Annotated in this window: 23 protein-coding genes and 1 pseudogene; 13 read left to right on the top strand and 11 right to left on the bottom strand. The window is 70.6% G+C overall.

Annotated elements, in window-relative coordinates; genetic code table 11:
• Nucleotides 1–50: 50 nt before the first annotated feature.
• A complete protein-coding gene (locus ACTWQN_RS21860; RefSeq protein ID WP_443205391.1) occupies nucleotides 51–269 on the bottom strand; it encodes a hypothetical protein in 219 nt (72 codons plus the stop codon).
• A 367-nt stretch (nucleotides 270–636) separates the two neighbouring features.
• Between ACTWQN_RS21860 and ACTWQN_RS21855 the strand changes: the two genes are divergently transcribed.
• The 6 genes from ACTWQN_RS21855 (at nucleotide 637) to ACTWQN_RS21830 (ending at nucleotide 5,124) form a co-directional block, all read left to right on the top strand.
• Nucleotides 637–960: a rhodanese-like domain-containing protein gene (locus ACTWQN_RS21855; RefSeq protein WP_443205535.1), complete on the top strand. Its 324-nt coding sequence runs from the start codon at nucleotides 637–639 to the stop codon at nucleotides 958–960.
• 29 nt (nucleotides 961–989) lie between these two features.
• Nucleotides 990–1,874 carry a DUF4328 domain-containing protein gene (locus ACTWQN_RS21850; RefSeq protein ID WP_443205390.1) on the top strand — a complete coding sequence of 295 codons (885 nt, stop codon included), beginning with the start codon at nucleotides 990–992 and terminating at the stop codon, nucleotides 1,872–1,874.
• Nucleotides 1,875–1,963: 89 nt separating this feature from the next.
• A complete protein-coding gene (locus tag ACTWQN_RS21845) occupies nucleotides 1,964–2,791 on the top strand; it encodes a glycerophosphodiester phosphodiesterase (protein WP_443205389.1) in 828 nt (275 codons plus the stop codon).
• A gap of 145 nt (nucleotides 2,792–2,936) precedes the next feature.
• On the top strand, nucleotides 2,937–3,887 hold the full coding sequence (locus tag ACTWQN_RS21840) for a DUF5926 family protein (protein WP_443205388.1): 951 nt from the start codon (nucleotides 2,937–2,939) through the stop codon (nucleotides 3,885–3,887).
• Nucleotides 3,888–4,048: 161 nt separating this feature from the next.
• Nucleotides 4,049–4,627, top strand: a complete 579-nt coding sequence (locus tag ACTWQN_RS21835) for a SigE family RNA polymerase sigma factor (protein WP_443205387.1) — start codon at nucleotides 4,049–4,051, stop codon at nucleotides 4,625–4,627.
• Entirely contained in the window at nucleotides 4,627–5,124 is a 498-nt protein-coding gene (locus ACTWQN_RS21830) for a hypothetical protein (RefSeq protein ID WP_443205386.1), read from the top strand. The genes ACTWQN_RS21835 and ACTWQN_RS21830 overlap by 1 nt, the downstream gene beginning before the upstream one ends.
• Nucleotides 5,125–5,151: 27 nt before the next feature.
• Here the strand turns inward: ACTWQN_RS21830 and ACTWQN_RS21825 are convergent, their stop codons facing one another.
• The 7 genes from ACTWQN_RS21825 to ACTWQN_RS21795 form a co-directional block, all read right to left on the bottom strand.
• A complete protein-coding gene (locus tag ACTWQN_RS21825) occupies nucleotides 5,152–5,712 on the bottom strand; it encodes a ferritin (RefSeq protein WP_443205385.1) in 561 nt (186 codons plus the stop codon).
• Between the two features lie 280 nt (nucleotides 5,713–5,992).
• Nucleotides 5,993–7,267 (bottom strand): WXG100 family type VII secretion target, encoded by a 1,275-nt coding sequence (locus ACTWQN_RS21820; protein WP_443205384.1) that lies wholly within the window; start codon nucleotides 7,265–7,267, stop codon nucleotides 5,993–5,995.
• Nucleotides 7,264–7,566, bottom strand: coding sequence for a type VII secretion target (locus ACTWQN_RS21815; protein ID WP_443205383.1), 303 nt, complete (start codon nucleotides 7,564–7,566; stop codon nucleotides 7,264–7,266). Before ACTWQN_RS21815 ends, ACTWQN_RS21820 begins: the two co-directional genes overlap by 4 nt.
• 15 nt (nucleotides 7,567–7,581) lie before the next feature.
• Nucleotides 7,582–8,049 carry a YbaB/EbfC family nucleoid-associated protein gene (locus ACTWQN_RS21810; protein ID WP_443205382.1) on the bottom strand — a complete coding sequence of 156 codons (468 nt, stop codon included), beginning with the start codon at nucleotides 8,047–8,049 and terminating at the stop codon, nucleotides 7,582–7,584.
• 61 nt (nucleotides 8,050–8,110) lie between these two features.
• Nucleotides 8,111–8,926, bottom strand: a complete 816-nt coding sequence (locus ACTWQN_RS21805; protein WP_443205381.1) for a DUF6346 domain-containing protein — start codon at nucleotides 8,924–8,926, stop codon at nucleotides 8,111–8,113.
• Between the two features lie 100 nt (nucleotides 8,927–9,026).
• A complete protein-coding gene (locus ACTWQN_RS21800) occupies nucleotides 9,027–10,223 on the bottom strand; it encodes an arginine deiminase (protein WP_443205380.1) in 1,197 nt (398 codons plus the stop codon).
• 163 nt (nucleotides 10,224–10,386) lie between these two features.
• Entirely contained in the window at nucleotides 10,387–11,196 is an 810-nt protein-coding gene (locus ACTWQN_RS21795; RefSeq protein ID WP_443205379.1) for a CPBP family intramembrane glutamic endopeptidase, read from the bottom strand.
• A 132-nt stretch (nucleotides 11,197–11,328) separates the two neighbouring features.
• Between ACTWQN_RS21795 and ACTWQN_RS21790 the strand changes: the two genes are divergently transcribed.
• A complete protein-coding gene (locus ACTWQN_RS21790; RefSeq protein ID WP_443205378.1) occupies nucleotides 11,329–11,685 on the top strand; it encodes a hypothetical protein in 357 nt (118 codons plus the stop codon).
• 69 nt (nucleotides 11,686–11,754) lie between these two features.
• On the opposite strand, the gene ACTWQN_RS21785 is transcribed toward ACTWQN_RS21790, so the two are convergent.
• Nucleotides 11,755–12,534, bottom strand: a complete 780-nt coding sequence (locus tag ACTWQN_RS21785) for a DUF2470 domain-containing protein (RefSeq protein WP_443205377.1) — start codon at nucleotides 12,532–12,534, stop codon at nucleotides 11,755–11,757.
• 451 nt (nucleotides 12,535–12,985) lie between these two features.
• On the opposite strand from ACTWQN_RS21785, the gene ACTWQN_RS21780 reads away from it, so the two are divergent.
• The 3 genes from ACTWQN_RS21780 to ACTWQN_RS21770 are packed head-to-tail and all read left to right on the top strand — an operon-like array spanning nucleotide 12,986 to nucleotide 15,751.
• A complete protein-coding gene (locus tag ACTWQN_RS21780) occupies nucleotides 12,986–13,852 on the top strand; it encodes a hypothetical protein (protein ID WP_443205376.1) in 867 nt (288 codons plus the stop codon).
• Nucleotides 13,849–15,054 carry a fumarylacetoacetate hydrolase family protein gene (locus ACTWQN_RS21775; RefSeq protein ID WP_443205375.1) on the top strand — a complete coding sequence of 402 codons (1,206 nt, stop codon included), beginning with the start codon at nucleotides 13,849–13,851 and terminating at the stop codon, nucleotides 15,052–15,054. The genes ACTWQN_RS21780 and ACTWQN_RS21775 overlap by 4 nt, the downstream gene beginning before the upstream one ends.
• Before the next feature lie 40 nt (nucleotides 15,055–15,094).
• Nucleotides 15,095–15,751: an IclR family transcriptional regulator gene (locus ACTWQN_RS21770; RefSeq protein ID WP_443205534.1), complete on the top strand. Its 657-nt coding sequence runs from the start codon at nucleotides 15,095–15,097 to the stop codon at nucleotides 15,749–15,751.
• A gap of 144 nt (nucleotides 15,752–15,895) precedes the next feature.
• Here the strand turns inward: ACTWQN_RS21770 and ACTWQN_RS21765 are convergent, their stop codons facing one another.
• Together ACTWQN_RS21765 and ACTWQN_RS21760 are read right to left on the bottom strand one after the other, a co-directional pair.
• Nucleotides 15,896–16,042: a PLP-dependent transferase gene (locus ACTWQN_RS21765; RefSeq protein ID WP_443205533.1), complete on the bottom strand. Its 147-nt coding sequence runs from the start codon at nucleotides 16,040–16,042 to the stop codon at nucleotides 15,896–15,898.
• Between the two features lie 78 nt (nucleotides 16,043–16,120).
• Nucleotides 16,121–16,569: pseudogene (locus ACTWQN_RS21760) on the bottom strand (PLP-dependent transferase); the annotation flags it as partial.
• Between the two features lie 693 nt (nucleotides 16,570–17,262).
• Here ACTWQN_RS21760 and ACTWQN_RS21755 point away from each other — a divergent pair.
• The 3 genes from ACTWQN_RS21755 to cydD are packed head-to-tail and all read left to right on the top strand — an operon-like array spanning nucleotide 17,263 to nucleotide 23,124.
• Nucleotides 17,263–18,765: a cytochrome ubiquinol oxidase subunit I gene (locus ACTWQN_RS21755; RefSeq protein ID WP_443205374.1), complete on the top strand. Its 1,503-nt coding sequence runs from the start codon at nucleotides 17,263–17,265 to the stop codon at nucleotides 18,763–18,765.
• A 20-nt stretch (nucleotides 18,766–18,785) separates the two neighbouring features.
• The gene (cydB, locus tag ACTWQN_RS21750; protein WP_443205373.1) at nucleotides 18,786–19,796 is read left to right on the top strand and encodes a cytochrome d ubiquinol oxidase subunit II; all 1,011 of its coding nucleotides are present in this window, start codon (nucleotides 18,786–18,788) and stop codon (nucleotides 19,794–19,796) included.
• 43 nt (nucleotides 19,797–19,839) lie between these two features.
• Nucleotides 19,840–23,124 carry a thiol reductant ABC exporter subunit CydD gene (gene cydD, locus ACTWQN_RS21745; RefSeq protein ID WP_443205372.1) on the top strand — a complete coding sequence of 1,095 codons (3,285 nt, stop codon included), beginning with the start codon at nucleotides 19,840–19,842 and terminating at the stop codon, nucleotides 23,122–23,124.
• Nucleotides 23,125–23,178 lie beyond the last annotated feature (54 nt).

Genomic DNA, 23,178 nt, shown 5'->3' with positions numbered 1-23,178 from the left:
CGACGCGAAGGCGCCCCGTCCGGCCGCAGCCGGGCGGGGCGCCTTGCCGTTCACGCCGCGGTCAGTTCGGATTCGGCCGCGGTGAAGTGCACTTCCCACATCTCGTCGGCGGCCCAGCGTGGCTCGATCTTGGTCAGCAGAGCGGCCACCCGAGGGTCGGTCATGCGCACGAATCCGGCGAACCGGGGTAGGCCGCCGTCTTCGGGCACGGTCGCCAGATGTCCCCAATCGCTGCCGTTGGGCCAGCGGAGAATGGCTCGACTGGACACGGACTCCCCCTCGGTAGTATTGGAACTGAATCGAACAAGTACACCCTGGCACAAAACGGTCGTGCCGCCTCTGATGCGCCGCAATCTCCTCCAAAAGCGTGATCAACTGCGAACCGAACTCGCATTGCCGCTGGTCAAGGCCACTTCCATCGCTCATTCGCGGATTTGTCCCAGCTCGCCGCCCCTACCGCTGCGGGCGCGGTGGTGATTCCTCGCGAAGTCGCCGATCCTGCGATCCGCACCGGCGCGGGCGAGAACTCGGCGGGCGGGCGGCCGGTCGGCCCGGCGGGGTCTTACGCGGGCACCACGGCCCGCGTGGCAGCATCGGGGTGTGACTACCCCAGTTCCCGGTCATCAGGTGCCCGGCGTGCAGCCGGAACAGCTACCCGCCCAGCTGCCCGCGGGCAGCGTGCTGCTCGATGTCCGCGAGGCGAACGAATGGCAGGCCGGGCACGCGCCCGAGGCCGTGCACATCCCGATGAGTGAGCTCGTGCAGCGGCTCGACGAGATCCCGGAGGCCGACCAGGTCTACGTGATCTGCCGCTCCGGCGGCCGGTCGGCGAAGGTCACCGCGTACCTCAACTCCAACGGCTGGGACGCGGTCAACGTCGAACGCGGCATGAACGGCTGGTCGGCCACCGGTCGGCCGCTGGTTTCCGACGACGCCGACAGCGAGCCGTACGTGCTGTGAGCACTCGACCGCCCGGCCCGGGGTCGCGCATGGAGTGGGTCGCCACTCCACCTGGCGGCCCGCGACGGATCCGGCCGCCGCGTCGGCCGCAGCGCTACACCGGACCACCGGCCTACCCGGCGGTGCCGAGGTGGGGCTTCCCGCTGCTGGCTTGGCGGTGGCCGCTGGCGCTGCCGCTGCGGCCGCACGCGGATCCGATGGTGCGGGCGGAATCGGCGGCCGGGACTGCCATCGCGACGCTGTGGATCACCGCGGCGGTGGCGGTGGTGGCCACCTTCGCGGAAGGCTGGCGGTACGTCCTGCTGGTCATCAGCCGAGGTCAGGCGTTGCCGCGCATGACCCTGGCGATCTCCGACGCCCTGGTCGGCACCACCGGCCTGATCCTCTGGCTGCTCGGCGTGCTCTGCGGTCTGTTCGTCGTGCTGTGGGGTCTGCGGGCGCGCGCCGCGGCCGCCGAGCGCATCGGAGTGCACAGCGCTCGGCCGGATTGGCAAGTCGTCGTCGGGGTGCTGGTACCCGGGCTGAACCTGTTCGTGCCGGGTTCGGTGCTGGCCGAGCTGGAGCATTCGGTGCTGGTGGCCGAGGGCGCGCGCAAGCGCGGTGCCCGACCGTTCCCGACCCTGCGGGTTCGGCTGTGGTGGGCGGTGTGGGTCGCCACCCTGCTGCTCGGCTGGCTCGCCTTCGGCTGGGGATTCCGCGACAGCGTCCAGGCATTGGCCGACGGCGTCGTGCTGCACGCGATCAACAACGCGCTGGTCGCAGTTCTCGCGATCGGGACCGCGAAGATGATCAAGTACCTGATGCGGCTGCTCGCCCCGGCGGACCCGACCGAGCTCAAGCACCTCCGCGTCCGCGAGGTCCGAGCGGCACCCCCGCCGCCGAAGGCGAAGCGCCCCGGCACCGCACCCCGCTGAACTTCAGCTGAGAAGATCAGGATCGCTTTCGGCCGCGGTGCGTCACAAATGACGGCAGCGGGTCGCCCGGCGCCCGCATAATTGGCCGCGTGCGGCAGCCGAGCCCTGACGTTGTTGCGCACCGGGGAGCCTCGGCACACCGCGCCGAGCACACCCGCGGTGCCTACGAACTGGCCCTCGAACAGGGCGCCGATGCCCTCGAATGCGATATCCGGGTCAGTCGGGACGGCCAGCTGGTGTGCGTGCACGACCGGCGCGTCGACCGCACCGCCAGCGGTCGCGGCGTGGTCAGCGAGCTCACCATCGCGGCGATGTCCGAAATGGACTTCGGCGGCCACCGCGAGCTGCCGGAGTCGGCCGACGAGCTGATCCGCCAGCCGTCCGCCGCGCCCGAGCAAGGCGTGCTGACCCTGGACGAACTGCTCGGCATGATCCGGGAACACCCGCGTCCGGCCCGGCTGTTCGTCGAGACCAAGCACCCGGTGCGCTACGGCGGGCTGGTGGAGCAGAAGTTGATCGCGCTGCTGGCCAGGCACGGCTTGGCAGCGCCGGTGGATCGGGAGAGCTCGCCGGTGCTGATGATGTCGTTCTCCCAGTTGGCGCTGCGCCGGTTCCGCGCGGCCGCGCCCGGTGTGCCGACGGTGCTGCTGTTCGACCGGTTCCGCGGATCGTGGTGGTCCGGGGTGCTGCCGCCGTGGGCGGACCTCGCCGGTCCGGGCATCCGACTGCTTCGCGAGCACCCGGGATTCGTCGCCCGCGCCGCCGCGCTCGGCACCGAAACCTACTGCTGGACCGTCGACGATCCTGTCGACGTGGCGCTGTGCAGCAGTGCCGGAGTGCGCTACGTGGCCACCAACGCGCCCGCGGCCACCCGCTTCCACCTGGCCGGTGCTCGCCGCCGTTCGCCTGCGCGGTGACGGGTTGGGACCTGCCCGAGCCGGGAATTCCGCAGGTGATCCGCTGGGTGGCCGCGGACGCGAGCCGATCCACGCACCCTCTAAATCGGATTCTTCGCAGTTCGGTAGCGTCACCGCGAAGTGACCGCGAGCGAGGGGATCTGCAGTGTCGAAGCGAACCGCACCCAAGCCACCGGCAGACACCGGGATCAAACCGCGGCAGCCCTGCCCGTGCGGTTCCGGCAAGCGCTACAAGGCCTGCCACGGCGCGGCCGGTGGCGCTGCCGACGTGATCGTGACCAGGCCTTTCGAGGGTTTGGCCGCCGAGTGCGAGTTGGTGGCGCTGCGCGAGTTCGTGCCGTCGGCGATCGCGAAGCTGCCGCTGCGCGACGACGGTGAGGTCACCCTCGCGACCGTGCTGCCGATGGCCGCGGCGGCCTTGCGGCGGAGCGACGACAAGGCCTTCGTCGGGCTCCAGGTGCAGACCCATTCCGGTGATATCAGCCGGGATCTCGCGCGGGCCGTCGAGTGGGTGCGCTCGGCCGAGGCCGGTGCGTCGCTGTCCGTGGTGGGCCCGGAGACGGCCGAGGTCGGTACCATCCCGACCCGCCTGCAGGACCTGCTCGACCCGGCCGCGCCACTGGACGTCGAGCTGCACGAGGATTTCGCCTGGTGGCTGCCCGATGACGTGGAGCCGACCGGCGATGTTGCGCTTTCCCTGGAGCGGGCGAACGCCGCGATCATGCCCACCGACCGGCTGACCGGAGAAGGTGTGGAATCCGCGTACTGGGTGGACGCCGGGGAGAAGGCCCATCTGCGGTGGGTGCGCCCGGAGCCGGAGGAGCAGCTGCTCGCCGCACTCGCGCGGTTGTCCGCCCGCGGCGAGCTGGCGCTCGGCGAGGACAGCAGGTACGCGGGGTCCTTCCGCGCGCACGGCCTGCTGGTGCCGGTGTGGGACCTCGACCGCGAGAAGCACGCACGCGAGTGGGACGAGCCCGCCGCCGAACTCGGCCGTCGCCTGCGCGAGGCCCTCGGCTCGCTGGACGCGCAGCCGCTGGACACGGCGGAGCGGCGGGCCCGCGACGGGCTCCGAGGCCGCCAGATCACCATCCGCTGACCGGCGATCCGCTTCGGTGGTGTCGGCGATTTGGCGCGAAATCGCTCGTCCCGCCCGTGATCCGCTGGGCCGAACGGGTGATCAACGCCCGAAGAAGGCAACCCGACTTCGCGTTGTGGCGTTCCCTCCACGGCGATATCCGACCTGGAGGGGGTGAAGGGGTGACCGCGCACCTGCCCGCAGTACCGACCGCCGCCGAGGTGACCGGTGTCTGCCAGGGGCGGGCGCGTCAGGGGGATATGGCGACAACAGAAGATGACTTCGCGGAGTTCGTCCGGGTGGCGCTACCCGGGCTGATCCGCTACGGCCACGCCCTGACCGGCAATCCGCACGACGCAGCGGACCTGGTGCAGGCCGTGCTGGAGAAGGTCGGCGCCCGCTGGGCGAAGATCAACCGGAATTGCGAGGACCCCAGCGCCTACGTGCGCAAGGCGATGGCGAACACGCACATCAGCCGCTGGCGCCGAACCCGCCGCGAAACCCTGCTCGCCGATTTCCCGGACGTCCCCGCCGCGATCCAGCACGACCGGCTGGAGAACGAGCCGGTGTGGGTCGCCCTGCGGTCGCTGCCACCGAGGCAACGCGCGGTGGTGGTGCTGCGTTACTACGAGGGGCTTTCCGAGCTGGAGATCGCTGAGACCCTGGGCGTCAGCTGCGGAACGGTGAAGAGCCAGGCCAGCAAGGCGCTGGCGACGCTGCGCAAGCGGCTCGGGCCGTTGGTGGAGGGAGGTGGCGTGTGATGGATCTGGAGGACGAGCTGAAGCGGCTTCTCCGCGACGATCAGCTGGACATCCCGGTGCGCACCGGGGCGGAATGGTCGGTGGTCGCCGGAGCGCGCCGCCGCCGACAGCGCAACGGCATGCTTGCCGCGGTGGGCAGCGCACTCGGTGCGACGTTGCTGGTGGGGGCCGGGGTGGCGCTGGTCAGTGGCCAGTCGGATCAGCCGGTGCAGCCCGCCGTGCCGTCGGTCTCGCAAACGTGGCCGAACCCCGGTTCGACCACGTCACTGGACCCGTCGCAGCTGCAAGGCTCGCCGCCGCAGCCGCAGGTGCCCGGAAATGCGTCGGGAGTGCCGAATCCGACCGGCAAACCCACCCGAACGAGCATCCCGCCGACGATGCTGCGGACGACCACCTCCAAGCCCGATCCGACGAGTTCGGAGCCGTCGACCACCAGCAGTCCGGCCGAGTCTTCGACGCAACAACCCGCGACCGAGCCCAACACGCCGGGTCAGTGATCGCCGCACCGGCTGCGCGGGCGGACCTCAGCGGGCGCCGCCAGCGGTCTTGGGAGCGGTCGCGTCGGCGTCGTCGTCGCCGATCGACTCGCGGGCCATGTAGTTCTCGACGTCGAACATGTTGCCCTTGGACCGGTCCACCACGTTGAGCAGCGTGGACATCGAGGAGACCTCCTCGACCTGCTCCTTGAGGAACCACTGCATGAACTGCTCGCCGAGGTAGTTGCCCTCCTCGCGGGCGGTTCGGGCCAGCGTCTCGACCTCGCGGGTGACCTCGCGCTCCTGCTCCAGGGCGAGCGCGACGAGTTCGCGGGTCTCGGTGAAGTCGTTGCGCACCTGCTCGACGGCCGGGATGGTCGGCTTGATGTTGTTGTCCATCAGGTACTGGACGATCATCATCGCGTGGTTGCGCTCCTCCAGCGCCTGCCGGTAGAAGTGCGCGGCCAGCCGTGGCAGGTCCTCGTTGTCGAACCAGACCGCGACCGCGATGTACTGCTGCGCGGCAGTGAATTCATTTCGGATCTGTTCCTGCAGCAGGTGTTCGAACTTCGATTCCCGGTGCTGAATCTTCTTCGCGGTGACAGCCATGTCGCCAATATACTCTGGAATCAGTCCAGATACATTTCAGGTGAACCAGACAATGATATGGTTCTCCATAGTGTGAACGCGTTTAGCTGAGGCAATCCTCAAATAATTAAGCCAAGCCAAACCTACGCTGTTTTGGCTGGTAGTGGCGTTCCTGTTGCTTCGAGTGACTGCTGTTCCAGTCAAGCTCCAATTATCACCCGGATTGGGAAAACCTTTCCCCGCGAAGGGGCACCCGAGGCGAGTTTCGCCGTTGTTGGGTGCCCCTCGAATCTCCACCCGATCAAGTGGTCGGGAACTGCTCGTCGGCTTTGGGGACCGAGCTGTCCACGAAGTCGTGGAAGCCGTCATCGCTGTCCGGGGTGTTGTTTCCCCAGAAGTTGTAGCCCTCGTAGTACCTGCCGCCGTCCGCGGCGTAGTTCTGCTGGTGGTACTGCTCAAAGCCGAGCGTGCCGCGCATCACGATGCTGCCCGGCTTGCGCACGTCGGAGATCTGCTCGGCGGCGTGGTAAACCCGGCCGCTGCCCGCCGGTTCCCGCCACGGCGGGGCGTTGTCGACGGCCCCCTCGGTGCGGTTCTTGGCGGCTTGGCCCAGGTCGTCGGCCCGACCGCGCAGCGCGGTGCCGGAGTCGGCGAGTTCGTCGGCCCGGCGGCCCAGGTTCGTCGCGGCGTCGGAGACCTTGCCCGCCGCCCCGCCGAGGTCGCCGCCCCTGGCCAGTGCGCTGCCGGTCGAGCCGAGCACAGCACCGCCCTTGGTGATCGAGTTGCCCGCCGCACCGAGTTTGCCGCCCGCACCCGCGAGTTTGCCGCCGACCTCGGCCATCGCCTTGGCCATGTCGTCGGTCGCCTTGGCGAGGTAACTACCGGCCTTGCCGAGCTTGGCCACCAGTTGGGCGATCTTGGCGGTGCACTTGCCCACCGTCATGCCGATGCGGCCGACCGCGTAGGCGAGGTAGCCCGCCACCGTCGCGCCGAAGCTGATCACCGAGCCCGCGACGGCCGCGAGCGCGCCCTTGACCAGCTCGGCGACCACCGCGGCGATGATGTCGCGGATCAGGCCCCGGCAGGTGGCGACCATGGTGCCCGCGGTGGCGATGGTGGCCGAGGCGGTACCGGCGGCGATGGACATCGCTTCGACGCCGCTCGCGAGTTCCTGGGACCGCTGCCGGTAGGCCTCGCCGGCCGGGCCGGACCACTCGGCGGTGTGCTGGTCGACGGTGCCGGGGATCTCCCCGGCCAGCTTCTCCAGATCGCCCCGGACCTGCTGCCAGGTGTCGGCACCGGCCTTGATGCCCACCGGGTCACCGGCGAAGAAGTCGAGGATGTTGCGGAACACGAAGAAGTGCTCCATCAGCCAACCGACTCCGGCGGCGAGCGCGACACCGATCGGATCGATCGCGGTGATCAGCCCGTCCAGCGCCAGGATGCCCGCGCTGGCCGCGAACTCGCCCCAGTCCTCGTTGCTCAGGGCGGTGAAGGTGGCCCGCGCCGAGTCGACGGGTCCGGCGCCGGAGGTGAGCCCGGCGGCGGTGTTGACGTCGCGGAAGACATCGGTCACGGCTTGATCCCTTCGAGGCACAACGCGACGTCGTCGTCGGTCTGCCGGTAGTCCGCGGCGCAGTCGTTGACGCCGGTGGCGAGCTTGCGGGTGTGTTCGGCGAACTTGCCTATCTCGATGGCGGCCCGCTGGGAGGTCTCCCGGGCGTCCACCGAGAAGACCTGGCCGACGATCCCGAAGCTCTCGATGCCGAAGTCGACGCCGCCGCCGGACTCCCCGGCTGCGGCGATCCGGTCGGCGAGTCCGTTCAGGTACTCGCCGTGCGTGGCCAGGTGATGGGGGGTGACGGTGAAGATCATGGTGGCTCCAGTGGTTCAGCGCAGGAACGTCTGCGGCATGTCGTCGTCGTAGTCGTCGTAGTCGGCGGCGCCGCGTCGCGGTGCCTGCCGGGGGGCCGGGCGCTGCTCGGGCGCCGCGGCCGGTTGGCTGGTCGCGGCGGTTTCTTCGGCCTCGGTGATGCGGCTGCGCAGGAACTGCATGGCCTCCGCACCGGCCACCGGTTCCACCGCCTGCGCCATCCGCCGCGCGACGCCGCGCTGAGCTGTGCCGCCCAGCCGCAGGATGGTGGCGCTCAGTTCGGTGGGACCGCGCTGCATCGCTTCCCGGGTGATCTCCAGCGCTTGCAGCGCACCGCCTGCGTTGACGGTGACCCGGACGCCGCCCGCGCTGGCGGTTTCGGTCAACGCCGCCAGCTGCACCTGCAACTGCTCGGACTGCTGGATCATGGACTCGGCCTGGGTTTGCAGCGACGCGAGCCACTGCTCTGCCGTTTGGTCATTCACTGGTGGTCCTTCACGTCTTTCGGGGGGACTCGCCTTGTGATGATCACTTTGCAACGGCGGTTCAGGGGCGCCGAATTCTTTGACGAATCATTAATGACCACAACCAGATTCCCGCCCCGAGGCAGACGGCCGGGAGCGCGACGAGTGCCATGATTCCGGGCCATTTCGGGGAAAACAGCAATGCCACGGCGATCCCGCAGCCACCCGCGAGCAGCGATGTCCAGCGATAGCGGGATCTTTGCGCGAATTTGACGGGTGCGCCGGGCGGTGGGTAACCGCCCCGGCGGCGGCCGATCGTCAGCACGGCTGCGACGACGAGCACCAGGTGTCCGGCGATGATGAGCAGCAGCCCCAGCACGGGCAGCGCGCGGTACCCGACGCCACCGGCGATGACCAGCCACCAGCCCGCTGCTAGCACCGGGAGCAGCGATCGCTGTTCCGGTACCCGCGGCGGGATCCGGACCCCCAGGAAGGCGAGGCCGAGCAGGGGGATCAGCAGCGCCCAGCCCAGCGCGGCGTACGGCGTCGGCTCGGCCACGACCACGTCGAAGCCCCGGTCGGATTCCCGGCGGACCACCGGTTTCCGGGGCTCGTCCGGGGTCAGCGCGGAATTGCCGAAGTGCCACCGGGTTTCGCCGCCGTCGGACCAGTTGACCACCGCATCGCAGCTCCACCAGAAGCCGAGGCCGGAGGTGCTGATCGGGCCGACGCGCTGGCAGTTCGTCGCCGTCGCGGTGCCGTGCCTGCTCGCCATGCCGTCCGCGGCGGTCATCCCGGTCGCGCCGAGCACGGTCAGGAAGATCAGCGCGACGAACACCCGCACCAGGATCTGCGCGCCGAGGTGCGCGGCGCGACGGGATATCGACGCCGGGGTCACGGGCTTCCTCTCGCCGCCGGTTGATCAGGACAACGCAATCACCGACGACGCCCGGAATCCCGTTTACTTACGCACTCTTACCGCGCTACCCGCCGGTGGCTCACAGCGCGGCTCGGATGATCGGGCAGGACATGCAGCGCGGCCCGCCGCGGCCGGAGCCGAGCTCGGAGCCGCTGATCCGCAGCACCTCGATCCCGGCATCCGCCAGCCGGGCGTTGGTCTCCGCGTTGCGCTCGTAGGCGACCACGACGCCCGGTGCCACCGCGAGCGTGTTGTTGCCGTCCTCCCACTGCTCGCGCTCCGCGGTGACCGGGTCCAGGCCGGTGTCGATCACTCGCAGGTGGTCGATGCCCATCGCCTCCGCCGCCGCGGTCAGGAACGGGCTGGGACCGGAAACCGCCAGGTCACCGTCCAGCGGGCGCAGGGTGTAGGCGTGCAGCGAATCCTGGATCGCCGGGTACATCACCACCGCGTCGCGGTCGACCATCGTGCAGACCGTGTCCAGGTGCATCGACGACCGGGTCTGCTCGATCGGCACGGCCAGCACGGTGTGCGCCAGGCCGTCGGCGAACACCGAGCGGGCGAACGACTCCGCACCGGCCGGGGTGGTGCGCTCACCCACCCCGATGGCCACCACACCCGGCGCGAGCAGCAGCACATCGCCGCCCTCCACGGGCGCGGAGTGCGCGCCGTAGGCGCGGGCGGCGTGCGAGAACCGCGGGTGGTAGGCGTAAACCAGGTCGGTGAGCGAGGATTCGCGGCGGCGCGCGGGCATCGCGAGGGCCGCGATCGCGACCCGGCCGCCGACCCACACCGACGAGTCGCGGGTGAACAGCAGGTTCGGCAGCGGGTCGATGGCGAAGTCGTGCGGGTGGTGCATCCGGCGGACCAGCGACTGCCCTTCGGCGGCGGGCAGTTCCTCGAACGTCATGCCAGCGATGAGGATCTCGGCCATCGCGGCGTCATCCACGCTGGATAGGTGGGAGCGCAGCGTGTCGGAGATGTCGGCGCCCAGCTTGCGTTCGTCCACACCCGTGAGCACGGCCGCCGCGCGAGCGCGGGGGTCGTGCAGCGCCTCGGTGATCAGCTCGCGCAGCAGCAGCACTTCCACGCCCCGGTTGCGCAGCAGCTCGGCGAACGCGTCGTGCTCCTCCTGCGCGCGATCGACCCAAGGGATCGCGTCGAACAGGAGTTGGTCGCTGTTGCGCGGCGTGAGCCGCTTCAGCTCGGTGCCCGGTCGATGCAGCAGCACCGCGTGCAGCGGGCCGACCTCGCTCTGGACGTGTGGTTCGGTCACGACGTGCAGCCTAGCCGCGACGAACCAAAACGTCCGTGGTCAGCGGAGATTTCGATTGTTCATTAACCAAATCAGGGTTGGAACAGTCGAATCGTTGCGCATTCCGAAGCTCGCGATAGCCCGCCGGGACCCGACGTTCCCGGTACGACCCGCGCCGGGTGTGTCAGGGCAGCCAGCCGACGCGACCGCGCAGCGCCGCGTACCCGACGAAGGCCACCACGTCGATCAGCGCGTGGCCGATGATCAGCGGCCACAGCCGGTTGGTGCGCTGCCAGGCCCGTCCGTAGACCAGGCCCATCACGATGTTGCCGACGAAACCGCCGAAGCCCTGGTAGAGGTGGTAGCTGCCGCGCAGCACCGCCGAGAACCACAGCGCACGGTTCTCCGACCAGCCCAGCTGGCGCAGCCGGGTCAGCAGGTACGCCACCACCAGGACCTCTTCGGCGAAGGAGTTGCCGAACGCGGCCAGCGTCAGAACCGGCGCCCGCCACCACGCGGAGTCCAATGTGGACGGCTCGACGGTCAGGCTGACACCCAGCGCGTGGGCGATGAGGTACAGGCCGAGGCCCGGGATGCCGATCAGCGCGGCCAGCCCCATTCCACCGGCGAGATCCCGACCGGGGCGGGACCGGTCCAGGCCGACCCGCCACAGCGCCATCCCGCCGCGCCACAGCAGGAACGCCCCCAGCCCGCCCCAAGCGCACAGCCGCAGCACGTTCGCCAGCTGCTGCAGCAGGTCCAGCAGCCCCAGCTCGGCCTGCGGAACGTTGATCGCGACGTGCTGATCGGCCAGCGGCTCGGGGCGCAGCAGGGCGTCCAGCAGGGACAGCAGGCTCTGCAGGCCGGAGAGGCCGAGCGTCACGGTGAACACCACGATCAGCTCGATGCTGATCGCCTTGCGCTCCCGCCGATCGGTGATCGCCGCTGGTTCACCGGGCCGGGTCGGGGTCAGCCATGCGCGCAGGGTGCTCACGCGACGAACGGTACCCGGATCGGTGACACCGGCCGCCAGCTGCTCGATGTCTGGCAAAACCGGGAAAGTCGTCGCGGAACTGGCCGGCGATGCCGCGGCGTCGGATCGGTGTCGGCCCGGCGGAGGTGGGGCATGGACGTCTTCGTGTGGGGCGGAGCGGACACCGCGCACGCACTGCGCGCACTGCAGGCGCTGCGCTGCTTCGAGGTGCTGGACGGGCCGATCGGACCAGCGGACGTGGTGGGGGTCCGGGACGGTGTCGTGGTGGAGCTGCGGTACTCGGATCCGGGCGGGCTGCTGGTGCGGTTCGTCGACGGGCGGCGGCCGGGCCAGGCGTCGATCGTGGCGCACTCGTTCCTCTGGATGATCACCCGCCGGGCGCCGGTGGAGGAGGCGATGCTGGTCGGTCCGGGCATCGAGCCGCTGCGCTTCCGGGACGGCCGGATCCAACGCCTCACCGTCCTCGGCGAATGCTGCACCGACGAGTGACCGGCGCATCGTCGCAGGTGAGACCGATTCTCCGGCGGGCAGCCGGAACCGGCGCTGCCCGGCGGCAGGTCAGGCCGAGGGCTGTTGGGCGAGGAACGGGCAACCGACGAGGCGGCGGAGTTCGGCGCCGAGGTGTTCGGTGGTGCTGACCGGTCGGGAGAACGCCAGCCGCACGTCGTGATCGCCGTCGGCGGACTCCACCCGCAGCCGCAGCCCGTACTTGTCCAACCCGAGCGGCCGGATGTGCCCGCCGCGCAGCTGTTCCGGCAGGTGCCGGGCCAGCAGCCCGACCACATCGCGGTGCGACAGCTCCAGGTGCCGCAGCCAGCCGTCTTCGTGCAGGCAGAACGGATCCGGGGCGGCGGCCTGGAATTCCGCCGGATCCACCGAACTGGTGCCCTCCGAGTCGGCCAGCACCAGCGAGGCCGACTCCAACCGCAGCACGCTCGCGCCGTGCCCGGCGTCCAGCAGCCGGGGGTCCGGCCGCTCGTCGACGACCGAGAGCACCGCGGCGCGCGCCTCGGCCGGGTCGAGCAACCGCACCCAGCCGGTCAGCCACAGCAGACCGCGCACCGGCTCGCGCAGCCGGACCGGGGTCGGGTCGGCGAGTTCCAGGACCGCGGCGAGCTCGCCGCGCGGCGCCTGCCAGGAGGCGGCGATCAGCGGGTGCTCGTCGGCCAGCAGCATGGTCGCGGTGCCGTCGGAGTGCACGTGGTGCAGCAGCGGTGCGATGCGCGCCGAAGTCTCGCCGGACGGCAGCAGCGCCGCGCGGCCACCGCGCTTGGCAATGCTCCTGGCTCGTTCCGCGGGGCTAGGCGTCGCGGGCCGCCGGATGGTCGTCTCGCCCACTGCTCACCTCCAAGTTAGGCAAACCTAACTTAAATGCTGGGTGCGGGGAAGTCGTTTCCTTCGAGTTCGCTCGGAACGGGAAGTACGACATGCCCAACCGAACCGTTCGGTCCAGTCGCTTCGCGCTCACGCAAAGTGACCACCGACAGGTGCTCCGACATCGTCTCGCGAGGACGGTTCGACCGGGAATGCTCGGGTCGGCGATCCCGTGATCGAGACGTCCGTGGCTGGCGCCAGGCGATCGAACCGATCCACGCATCTCTCTTATTACCAGCTGGAACGCCATCGTGGGACGCCAACCGGAGTAGTGCGCAAGGGTCCGTGCGACCGCTGTCGGCGACGGGTGGATGATGATGTCCAAACCCGGCGAGGGAGGCGCGAATGACCCCGCCAGTCGTCCGCTTATCGGGCACCTTTGTTCACTGGCCGATACGGCATTAGCGTGTCTGCCGTGTCAAGCGCTGTTGAGCTTCCCGCGCCCGGTCCGCGCGGCATCCCGCCCCTGTTCGCCCGACTGGTTGACGACGCGGCGTTGTTCCCGCCCGGGACCGCGGCGGTACCGCAGGCGGTGGCCGACCACCTCGAAGCACGCGACGGCGAGTACACCGGTCTGCTCGGGCCGATGCTGTGCCAGGCGTCCAGGCTGGCCGAACTGATCACCGAACTGGCGAAGGTGAAACCGAGCGTGCCAGTGCCGCTCTCGCTGGTGTGCGACACCGGATTGGGTGGCGTGCCCAAGGCCCTGTCGATCATCGAGGGACGGCAGGAGCTGCTGGCGCTGCGGATGGTCGAGATGCCGGCGCCGTCGGACGTCGACGACATCTGGCTGGAGCGGGTGTCGGAGTTCGTTCCCGAAGACATCATCCGAGTGGTCGAGCCACGCCGCGGCGGCAACGGCTGGCTGGACGGCATCCGGCGGGTCGCCGAACACGGCTGCTGGCCGAAGCTGCGCTGCGGCGGGCAGACCGCCGAGTCGGTGCCGTCCGTCGACGTGATCACCGATTTCCTCGCGGTGGCGGGCACCCTCGACGTTCCGTTCAAAGCCACCACCGGGCTGCACGCCGCGGTGCGCAGCGCCGATCCGGAGACCGGGTTCATCCACCACGGCTTTCTCAACCTCCTGGTGGCGACCGCCCGCTCGCTGTCCGGCAAGGACGTGCGGGCGGCGCTGGCCAGCACCGACGGTGCCGCGCTCGCCGAAGAGGCAACCGCGCTGTCCGACGACGCGGCCAACGCGGTGCGCGACGTGTTCGCCTCCTACGGCTCGTGCTCGTTGCAGAACCCGGTCACCGACCTCGAAGGATTGGGGCTGCTTTGACCTGGATCGAGGACCCCGAGTTCGCCCCGGACAAGCCGTTCGGCCCGCAGACGCTGCCCTACGGGGTGCTGGTGACCGGCGGCGGTCCGGTCGTGGCGGTGCGGGTCGGGCGGCATGCGCTGCCGTTGCGCGGCATCGCCGGGGCGCTGGGTCCTCGATCGGCCGAGCTGGTCTCCGGAGGCTCGCTCGACCCGCTGCTGGCCGCGGGCCGAGCGCACTGGCAGGAGCTGCGCGAGCGGCTCACCGAGATCGTCACGGCGGACCGCGCGCCCACCGGTGCGGACCTGGTGCGCACCGACTGGCACACCCTGGTGCTGCCGTTCACCGTCGCCGACTACGTCGACTTCTACTCGTCGCGCCACCACGCCGAGAACGTCGGGCGCATCTTCCGCCGCGGCGCCGCGCCGCTGGCGGAGAACTGGGCGTACCTGCCGGTGGCCCAGCACGGCCGGGCGGGCACGGTGTACGTCTCCGGTACCGACATCCACCGCCCGAGCGGACAGCGCAAGGCGGCCGGTGATCTGCAGCCCGCGTTCGGCCCGACCCGGCGGCTGGACTTCGAGGTGGAGGTCGGGTTCGTCTGCGGCGGCGAGTCGGCCAGCCGGGTGCCCACCTCGGAGTTCGCCGAGCACGTGTTCGGCCTGGCGCTGGTCAACGACTGGTCCGCGCGGGACGTCCAGGCCTGGGAGTCCAAGCCGCTGGGGCCGTTCCTGGCCAAGTCGTTCGCCACCTCGGTCGCCGGGTGGATCACCCCGCTGGCCGCGTTCGAGCACGCGCGGGTGCCGGTGCCGGATCCGGAGCAGGCGTTGCAGCCCTACCTCGTCGAGGACGAGCCATGGGGGTTGGACCTCCAGCTGGAGGTGCGGTGCAACGAGACGCTGCTGTCCCGGCCGCGCTTCGAATGCATGGCCTGGTCCCCAGCGCAGCAGTTGGCGCACATGACGGTGAACGGTGCGCCGGTGCGCCCGGGTGATCTGTTCGCCTCGGGCGCGGTGTCCGGGCCGCAGCGCGACCAGTGGGGCTGCCTGCTGGAGCTGACCTGGGGCGGTGCGGAACCGATCACGCTGCAAGACGGTGAGCAGCGCACCTTCCTCCAGGACGGGGACCGGGTGACACTGAGTGGCAGCGCGCCGGGGCCCGACGGCTCGGTGGTCGGGCTCGGCGAGGTGACCGGCACGGTGCTGGCCGCGGCTCGGAGGTGACGCGATGGCCCGACCCAGCCCCGAGCCGATCCGCGCCCCGATGGGCCTGCCACGGGAGGCCCAACCGGCCACCAAGGAGAGTTCGCTGACCCTGGAACGCGGGCTCAGCTTGCTGCAAGCGGTGGCGGACGCGGAGAGCGAGGCGCCCAGCATCAGCGACCTGGCGGCGACCGTCGGGGTCAGCCGGGCGGCCGTGTACCGGCTGCTCGGGCCGTTGCAGAGCCGGGGCCTGGTGCGCCGGGAAGGGTCGAAGGTGCGGCTCGGTCTCGGCGTGTTGTGGCTGGCCGGGCGGGTGTTACCGCAGTTGCGCGTCGCATCGCTGCCCGCGCTGCGCGCGCTGGCCGAGAAGGTCGGTGCGACGGTGCACCTGACGGTGGCCGACGGCAGCGAGGCGCAGGCCGTGGCGGTCGTCGAGCCGTCTTGGACGAGCTACCACGTGTCGTACCGGGTCGGCACCCGGCATCCGGTGCAGCGCGGCGCGGCCGGTCGCGCCGTCGACCTGCCGCCCGGCGGGCCGCGCTGGATCACCAGCAGCGGCGACTTGCAGCCGGGGGCTTTCGGGGTAGCCGCGCCGGTGCGCGGGGTGCCAGGGCTGCGCGCCAGCGTCGGCGTGGTGGCCCTGCAACCGCTGGCCCCGGAGGAGATCGGCCCGTTGGTGCTGGAAACCGCCGAAGCAGTAGCCGAAGCCCTCCGCTGAACCCGAAACCCCTGATCAGGTGAGCAGTGAAGGGCACCTTCGACCGGCATAGTCGGTCAAAGGTGCCCTTCACTCGGCACGATCCACCCGGTGGTGAGGGGCATCCGTGACCCAGTTACTTGGGCACGGGTGCCCCCCACCGGGTTATGAGTTGAGGGCTTGGTTGATGTCGGCCCAGATGTCCTCGGGTTGTTCGATGCCGACCGAGAGGCGGATGACTCCTTGGCCGATGCCCGCCGCGCGGAGCTGTTCGTCGGTGAGTTGGCGGTGCGAGGTGCTTGCCGAGTGCATGGCCAGGGTTTCGACGCCGCGCGGCCCACCGCGAACATCTCGGGGAGGTCGGCGACCTGCACCATCGGATTCGAGATCGTCTCCACGTAGAGCATCCTGGTGTTCGCTCGCAGCGCCTGGCGCGTCTCGTCGGGCCCCGACACGTAGCTGACCTCGATGCCCCAGCGGTGTGCCAGGTTCTCGAAGGTCGCGAACGTGCCGCCGTAGAGGCTGCGCTGGGCGATTACGTGGTCGCCGCTGCTCAGCTGCGTGATCAGCACCGCGTTGATCGCGCCCATGCCGGATGAGGTCGCGAAGGCGGCCGCACCGCCTTCCAGATCCATGACGGTGTCCTCCAGCGCCCGCACGGTCGGGTTGCCCATGCGGGTGTACACCGGCTGGCCGTTCGGGTCTGCCATGCCGTCGGCGAATGAGTCCGGATCGGTGAAGGCGAAACCGGAGCTCTGGTAGAGCGGCACGGTCAACGGTCGGCTCGCCGGGATCTCGGGGGTGCGGACGTGGACGCATCGCGTGCTCTCGTGGGTCATGCGCCCAGGCTTCCGGCCGCTGCCGCGCGGAGAAAGCGCCAATTCCGATGGATTGGCTCCTTGGTGGAACCAATGTAGGTGCCGGTTCCGGTGGTGCCGTCGAAGATCCCCATGCGCTGGACGCTCGGGCCACAGGTGGGACCAGGACTGCCGTGGCCCGGTGGCGAGCCAGATCGCGGTGCCCTCGTAGTAGGTGTCCACGCCGCGTCGGGTGTCCACAGTGGTCAGTGGTCGGACGTCGCGGAAGTGGCGCGGCAGGTGTTCCCGCGTGGAGCGCAGAACGCCTCGATCTGCACCACGCCACCGGGTGCGCGGTGTCCGGTGTGACGCGCACGTAGGACTGCGCCGGGACCCTTCGGCCAGCGCGCTGGGGAACCAGGACACCCGCCGTCGTGCCGACGATGGAGAGGCCGCCGAGGACGCCGAGAATCGTCTTGCGCATGAGCATTTCCCCTTCGAACCGCCCCAGCCGCTTTGCTCCGGAATACGCATCGGTTAGCGTTTCGGATTTTGACGCAGTGTGTTCTCAGCCACTTTCGTGTCATTCATTTGTCTAGTAGGAACGGCATTCCGGCGGCATTTGCTGCGCAGCGTGGTCGGGACCAAGGTCCCCTTGAGTACAGGACTCTCGACTGGCGGAAAGGGGGCCCTTGCCTCTGCGGAACCTGACGTCGGGGCGGCAGGGTGGACATCGTGGATCTGCTCGACATCGCCCGCTGGCAGTTCGGGATCACCACCGTCTACCACTTCCTGATGGTTCCGCTGACCATCGGGTTGGCGGTGCTGGTCGCCGGAATGCAGACCGCGTGGTATCGCACCGGCAAGCAGCGCTACCTGAAGATGACAAAGTTCTGGGGCAAGCTGCTGATGATCAACTTCGCGATGGGCGTGGTCACCGGAATCGTCCAGGAATTCCAGTTCGGCATGGCCTGGAGTTCCTACTCCCGCTTCGTAGGTGACGTCTTCGGTGCCCCGCTGGCGATGGAGGGACTGCTCGCGTTCTTCGTCGAATCGACCTTCCTCGGGCTGTGGATCTTCGGCTGGGACCGGCTGTCCAAGGGCGTGCACCTGGCCTGCGCGTGGGCGTTCTCGCTGGCCACCGTGCTGTCCGCGTACTTCATCCTGTCCGCCAACTCGTGGATGCAGCACCCGGTCGGCATCGAGGTGGTCGACGGTCGGCCCCGGCTGACCTCGATCTGGGCGATGCTGGGCAACAGCACCGTGCTCGCCGCGTTCCCGCACACCGTGTTCGGCTGCTTCGCGGTCGCCGGTTCGTTCCTGATCGGCATCGCCGCGTGGCAGATCGCCCGGCACCACGGCAAGTCCGATCCGGCCGACGAGGACCGCCGCGCCTGGCACGCCTCGATGCGGCTGGGCGCCTGGGTCGCGGTGTTCGCCTTCGCCGGGCTGGCGATCTCCGGAGACGTGCAGGGCAAGCTGATGTTCCAGCAGCAGCCGATGAAGATGGCCTCCGCGGAGGCGTTGTGCCACACCGAGGCGCCCGCCAGCTTCTCGGTCTTCGCCATCGGCGACGTCGGCCGATCCGACTGCGAGGCCGTCAAGAGCATCACCGTGCCCTACATCCTGTCCTACCTCGCCAAGGGCGATTTCAGCAGCGAGGTGCGGGGCGTGCAGGCGCTGATCCCGGAGTACCAGGCCAAGTACGGCACGCACTACCCGGACGATCCGCGGCTGGGCGCGTTCGCGGGCCAGCCGATCGACTACGTGCCGAACCTGCCGGTGACCTACTGGGGTTTCCGGATGATGATCGGATTCGGCGGCCTCGCCGCGCTCGGCGCCGTGTTCGTGCTTTGGCTGACCCGGAAGCGGAGATTCCCCGAGGGTCGCGCGTGGGCGCCGTTGGCGGTGCTGAGCATCGCGCTGCCGTTCCTCGGCAACATCGCCGGTTGGGTGTTCACCGAGATGGGCCGCCAGCCGTTCGTGGTCGCGCCCAACCCGGACGCATCGGGCGTCGACGCAGTGTGGATGTTCACCGCATCGGCCGTGTCCGCGGGAGTTGCGCCGGGCGAGCTGCTGACCTCGGTGATCGCCTTGACCGCGCTGTACGGCGTGCTGGCGGTCGTGGAGGTCTTCCTGATCGTCCGCTTCGTGCGCGGCGGCTTCGCCGGGGTGATGCCGCCCGAACCGCCGGAAGGCGAGCCCGAATCCGGCGAAGCCCTGTCGTTTGCGTACTGACGAGCTGAAGGGGATCTGCGATGGATCTGCCCACCTTCTGGTTCTGCGTGATAGCCCTGTTCTGGCTGGGCTACCTGTTCCTGGAGGGTTTCGACTTCGGCGTCGGGATGCTGCTGCCGTTCCTGGGCCGAAACGACACCGAACGACGGGTGCTGATCAACACCATCGGCCCGGTGTGGGACGGCAACGAGGTGTGGCTGATCGTCGCGGGCGGCGCCACCTTCGCCGCGTTCCCGGGCTGGTACGCGTCCCTGTTCAGCACGGCCTACCTGCCGTTCCTGGTGTTGCTGCTGGTGCTGATCGGGCGCGGGGTGGCCTTCGACTACCGCGGCAAGGTGGACACCCATCGGTGGCGGCGGAACTGGGACCTGGTGATCGTGCTGGCCTCGTGGATCGCGCCGCTGGTCGTCGGCCTCGTGCTGACCGCGAACGTGTTCGGCCTGCCGTTGGACGTGCACGGGGACCGGGTCGGCGGCTGGTGGACGATCTTCACCGTGCCCAGCGTGATCGGTGCGCTGGCGGTGTGCGGGTTCGCCTTGCTGCACGGCGCGATCTTCCTGGCGCTCAAGACCGAGGGCGAGATCCGGGAACGGGCCAGGCGGTTCGCGCTGCGGGCCGGGGTGCCGCTGCTGCTGCCGGTGATCGCGCTGGTGCTGATCGCGCAGTTCGCGGAGGGCTCGTCGTGGACCTGGGTGCCGCTGGTGATCGCGCTTCTCGCGGCGCTGGCCGGGCTCGGTCGGCTGCTGCGGGGCCGGGAGGGCCAGGCGTTCGCGCTGCAGGGCGTGGCGCTGGCCGGGGTGGTGGTGACCCTGTTCGGTGCGCTGTGGCCGAACGTGATTCCGTCCACTTTGGACGCAGCGTGGTCGCTGTCCGTCGCGGACACCGCGTCCAGCCCGTACACGCTGACCGTGATGACCTGGGTCGCCGCCATCGGTGCCCCGGCGGTGCTGATCTACCAGGGCTGGACCTACTGGGTGTTCCGCAAGCGCATCGGCACCAAGCACATCCCGCCGGTGCACGCCCCGTCGTGACCGGTTCCGGTTGCCAGCCGCCGATTTCCCGCAGGAGTACCTGATGAGCCCGTTGGGAGCGCTGCCCCGGCTGTCCGGGTCGGCCCGACGTGCGCTCGTCGCGGCCGGGCTGCTGTCGGTCGGCGGTGCGATCGCGCTGATCGTGCAGGCCTGGGCGCTGAGCAGTGCGCTCGCGGCCGTGGTGACCCGAGGTGCGGAACCGGCGGCGATCAGCGGTCCCCTCGTGGTGCTGGCCATCGCGGTGGTGGTGCGGGCCGGGCTGGGCTGGGCGACCGAAGCGGTATCCGCCCGGGCGGCCGCGGGCGCGAAGGAGGAACTGCGCGGCCTGCTGCTGGATTCCGCGCTGCGGCGCGGCCCGGAGTGGATCCACCGGCACGGCCCGGCGGAGCTGACCTCGCTGGCCACCAGGGGCCTCGACGCGCTCGACGCGTACTTCACCAAGTACCTGCCCGCGCTGGTGACCGCCGCGGTCGTGCCGCCGCTGGTAGGTGCCTGGATCCTGTTCTCCGACTGGGTTTCCGCGCTGGTCATCGTGATCACCGTGCCGCTGGTCCCGCTGTTCGCCTGGCTGGTCGGCAAGTACACCGAGCAGCGCACCTCGCGGGCCGCCGATGCGGTGCAACGGCTGTCGGGGCAGCTGCTGGAACTGATCCGGGCGCTGCCGGTGCTGACGGCCTTCGGGCGGGCGCGGGCGCAGGGCGAAGTGGTCCGCCGGGTAAGCGATGCGCATCGCCGCACCACGATCGCGACGCTGCGCATCGCCTTCCTCTCCGCGCTGGTCCTGGAGCTGCTCTCGTCGCTGTCGGTAGCGATGGTGGCCGTCGGTATCGGTCTGCGGCTGGTCTCCGGCGATCTGGACCTGGCCACCGGATTGTTGGTGCTGGTGCTGGCCCCGGAGTGCTACCTGCCGCTGCGGGCCGCCGGAGCCGCGCACCACGCCAGCGAGGACGGTGTCGAGGCCGTCCGCCGCGTCGACGAGATCGCGCAGCAGGCCGTGCGCGGCAACGCCGGTTCGCACCGGAACAACCGCTCACGAGAGCTTCGGGATGCGACGTTGCGGGTGGTGGGGTTGCGGGTCCGGCGGCGCGACGGGTTCGCGCCCGACGGGTTGAGCTTCGTCGCGCGACCCGGCGAGATCGTGCGGCTGGAGGGCTTCGGCGGCATCGGCCCGAGCGGCAGCGGGAAGTCGACGACGATGTCGGTGCTGCTCGGCTTCGCCAGCCCGGAAAGCGGCACGATCACCTGCGGTGACGTGGACATCGCCGACCTCGACCCGGCCGACTGGCGGCGCCGCGTCGCATGGGTGCCGCAGCGCCCCACCTTCACCGGCGGCACCGTCACCGACGAACTCCTGATCGCCACCGCCGACCAACCCGACCTGGCGGATCAGCTGGCGGTTGCGCTCGACGCCGCGGCCGCCACGCATCTGCGCGATCGCCGCATCGACGAACTGTCCACAGGGGAGCGTCAGCGGGTCGCGGTGGCGCGGGCCCTGCTGCGGCTGCGCGGCGATGCGACGATCCTGCTGCTCGACGAACCCACCGCCCACCTGGACACCGCGACGACCCACCAGATCAACACCGCCATCCGCGCCGCCGCCGACGCGGGCGCGACCGCGGTGCTCGCCAGCCACCGGCCGGAGGCCGTCGCGACCGAACCCGAACCGGCCCGCGCGGCCGTCCCGACCGCCGTGGCCGACCTGCCCGCGACGCGGGGCCGCGTCCGGGACCTGATCACGTCGCGCACCCTGCTGGGTGCCGGGCTCGGCGCGCTCTCGCTGCTCTCCGGCCTCGCGCTGACCGCGACCTCGGCGTGGCTGATCGCCCGCGCCTCGCAGCAGCCGCCGATCCTCACGCTGTCCGTCGCGGTCGTCGGCGTGCGCACCTTCGCGCTGTCGCGCGCGGTGCTGCGCTACGCCGAACGACTCGTCACGCATGACGCCGCCTTCCGGCTCTCCGGCCGCCTCCGGCAGCGACTGTGGGATGCCCTGGTGCGACTCGGGCCGGTGCGCACCGCCGGGCTGCGCCGCGGCGAGGGGGTGGCCCGGCTCGTCGACGATGTCGACACCGTCCGCGATCTGGAGCCGCGCGTGATCCTCCCGCCGCTGGTCGCGGTGGTCGTCGTGGTCGCGGCCGTGGTGTTGCAGGCGCTGGTGCTGCCCGAAGCGGGCGTGGTTCTCGCGGCGGCACTGCTCGTCGCGTGCTTCGCCAGTCCGCTCGTGGCCCTCGCGGCGGAGCGGCGTGCGACCACCGCGGTGGCCGACGGGCGGCGCCGGGTGGCGGCTCAGGTGCTCGCGCTGCTCGACGGTTCGGCGGAGCTGCTGGCCTTCGGCGCGCACGCGGTCCGCCGCGCCGAACTCGCCGCCGAGGACGCGCGGTTGGCCTCCCGCGCTCGTCGCGCCGCCTTCGGGGTGGGCGCAGCCACCGCCGTCAACACGCTCCTCGTCGGTATCGCGGTGCTCGGTGGCGCCTGGCTCGGGGCGTCGGCGGTGGCCGACGGTCGCCTGGCGCCGGAACTCGCCCCGCTGCTGGGCTTGGTGCCGCTGGCAGCGGCGGAAGCCGCCGCGCTGTTGCCCCCGGCGGCGCAGCAGTGGCGATCGCTGCGCGCGGCCCAGGCGCGGTTGGCGCCGCTGTTGGCGGCAGGCGATGAGCCCGCTGCCGGTGGAGCCGGGCCGATCGAGCACGCCGGTGGCGTTGAGCTGGTCGGGGTGCGGGTGCGTTGGCCGGGCACCCCGCAGGCGGCGCTGCGCGGTGCGAGCGTGCGGGTGCCGGTCGGGGCGCACGTAGCGGTGGTCGGCCCCTCGGGCAGCGGCAAGTCGACGTTCTTGGCGCTGTTGCTGGGGTTCTTGCGCGCCGAGCGGGGCGAGGTGCGGGTGCCGCGGCGGATCGCCTGGTGCCCGCAGGAACCGCAGCTGGTCGCCACGACGGTGCGGGAGAACCTGCGGCTCGCCGCGCCGGGGGCCAGCGAGCGGCAGTTGGCCGAGGCGCTCCGGTCGGCTGGGCTGCCGGGTTGGGGCGAGCGGCTGGACGCCGTGGTCGGTGGCGGCGGCACGGCGCTGTCCGGCGGCGAGGCGCAGCGCCTCGCGCTGGCGCGGGCGCTGCTCGTCGAGGACGCGGAGCTGGTGCTGCTCGACGAGCCGACGGCGCACCTGGACGTGCCGACCGCGCAGGACCTGCTGGTCAGGCTGCGCCATGCGCTGCGGGGCCGCACCGTGATCCACGTGACGCACCGCTGGTCGGAGACCGAATTCGCGGACGTCGTGCTGCGCGTCGAGGGCGGCGAGATCACCGTCGTGCGCGAGCCGCAGCCGACCGGTGCTCACCGATGAGCACCCGCAGCGCATCGGCGCACTTCCCAACGGTGTCGTTGCACCCCGCTGGCC

It is taken from the genome of Saccharopolyspora antiqui (assembly GCF_052246905.1).
In the GTDB taxonomy this organism is placed as follows: domain Bacteria; phylum Actinomycetota; class Actinomycetes; order Mycobacteriales; family Pseudonocardiaceae; genus Saccharopolyspora.
The sequence above is the reverse complement of the archived record's forward strand: the minus strand, read 5'-3'. Positions and strand labels throughout refer to the sequence as shown.

Excerpts from the sequence above, each read along its gene's own strand:
- ACTWQN_RS21825 (WP_443205385.1), bottom strand. The coding sequence starts at position 5,712 with ATGGCTGTCACCGCGAAGAAGATTCAGCACCGGGAATCGAAGTTCGAA.
- ACTWQN_RS21770 (WP_443205534.1), top strand. The coding sequence starts at position 15,095 with ATGGGCCTGCCACGGGAGGCCCAACCGGCCACCAAGGAGAGTTCGCTG.
- cydD (WP_443205372.1), top strand. The coding sequence starts at position 19,840 with ATGAGCCCGTTGGGAGCGCTGCCCCGGCTGTCCGGGTCGGCCCGACGT.
- ACTWQN_RS21830 (WP_443205386.1), top strand. The coding sequence starts at position 4,627 with ATGGATCTGGAGGACGAGCTGAAGCGGCTTCTCCGCGACGATCAGCTG.
- ACTWQN_RS21850 (WP_443205390.1), top strand. The coding sequence starts at position 990 with ATGGAGTGGGTCGCCACTCCACCTGGCGGCCCGCGACGGATCCGGCCG.
- cydB (WP_443205373.1), top strand. The coding sequence starts at position 18,786 with ATGGATCTGCCCACCTTCTGGTTCTGCGTGATAGCCCTGTTCTGGCTG.
- ACTWQN_RS21765 (WP_443205533.1), bottom strand. The coding sequence starts at position 16,042 with ATGCACTCGGCAAGCACCTCGCACCGCCAACTCACCGACGAACAGCTC.
- ACTWQN_RS21815 (WP_443205383.1), bottom strand. The coding sequence starts at position 7,566 with ATGATCTTCACCGTCACCCCCCATCACCTGGCCACGCACGGCGAGTAC.
- ACTWQN_RS21790 (WP_443205378.1), top strand. The coding sequence starts at position 11,329 with ATGGACGTCTTCGTGTGGGGCGGAGCGGACACCGCGCACGCACTGCGC.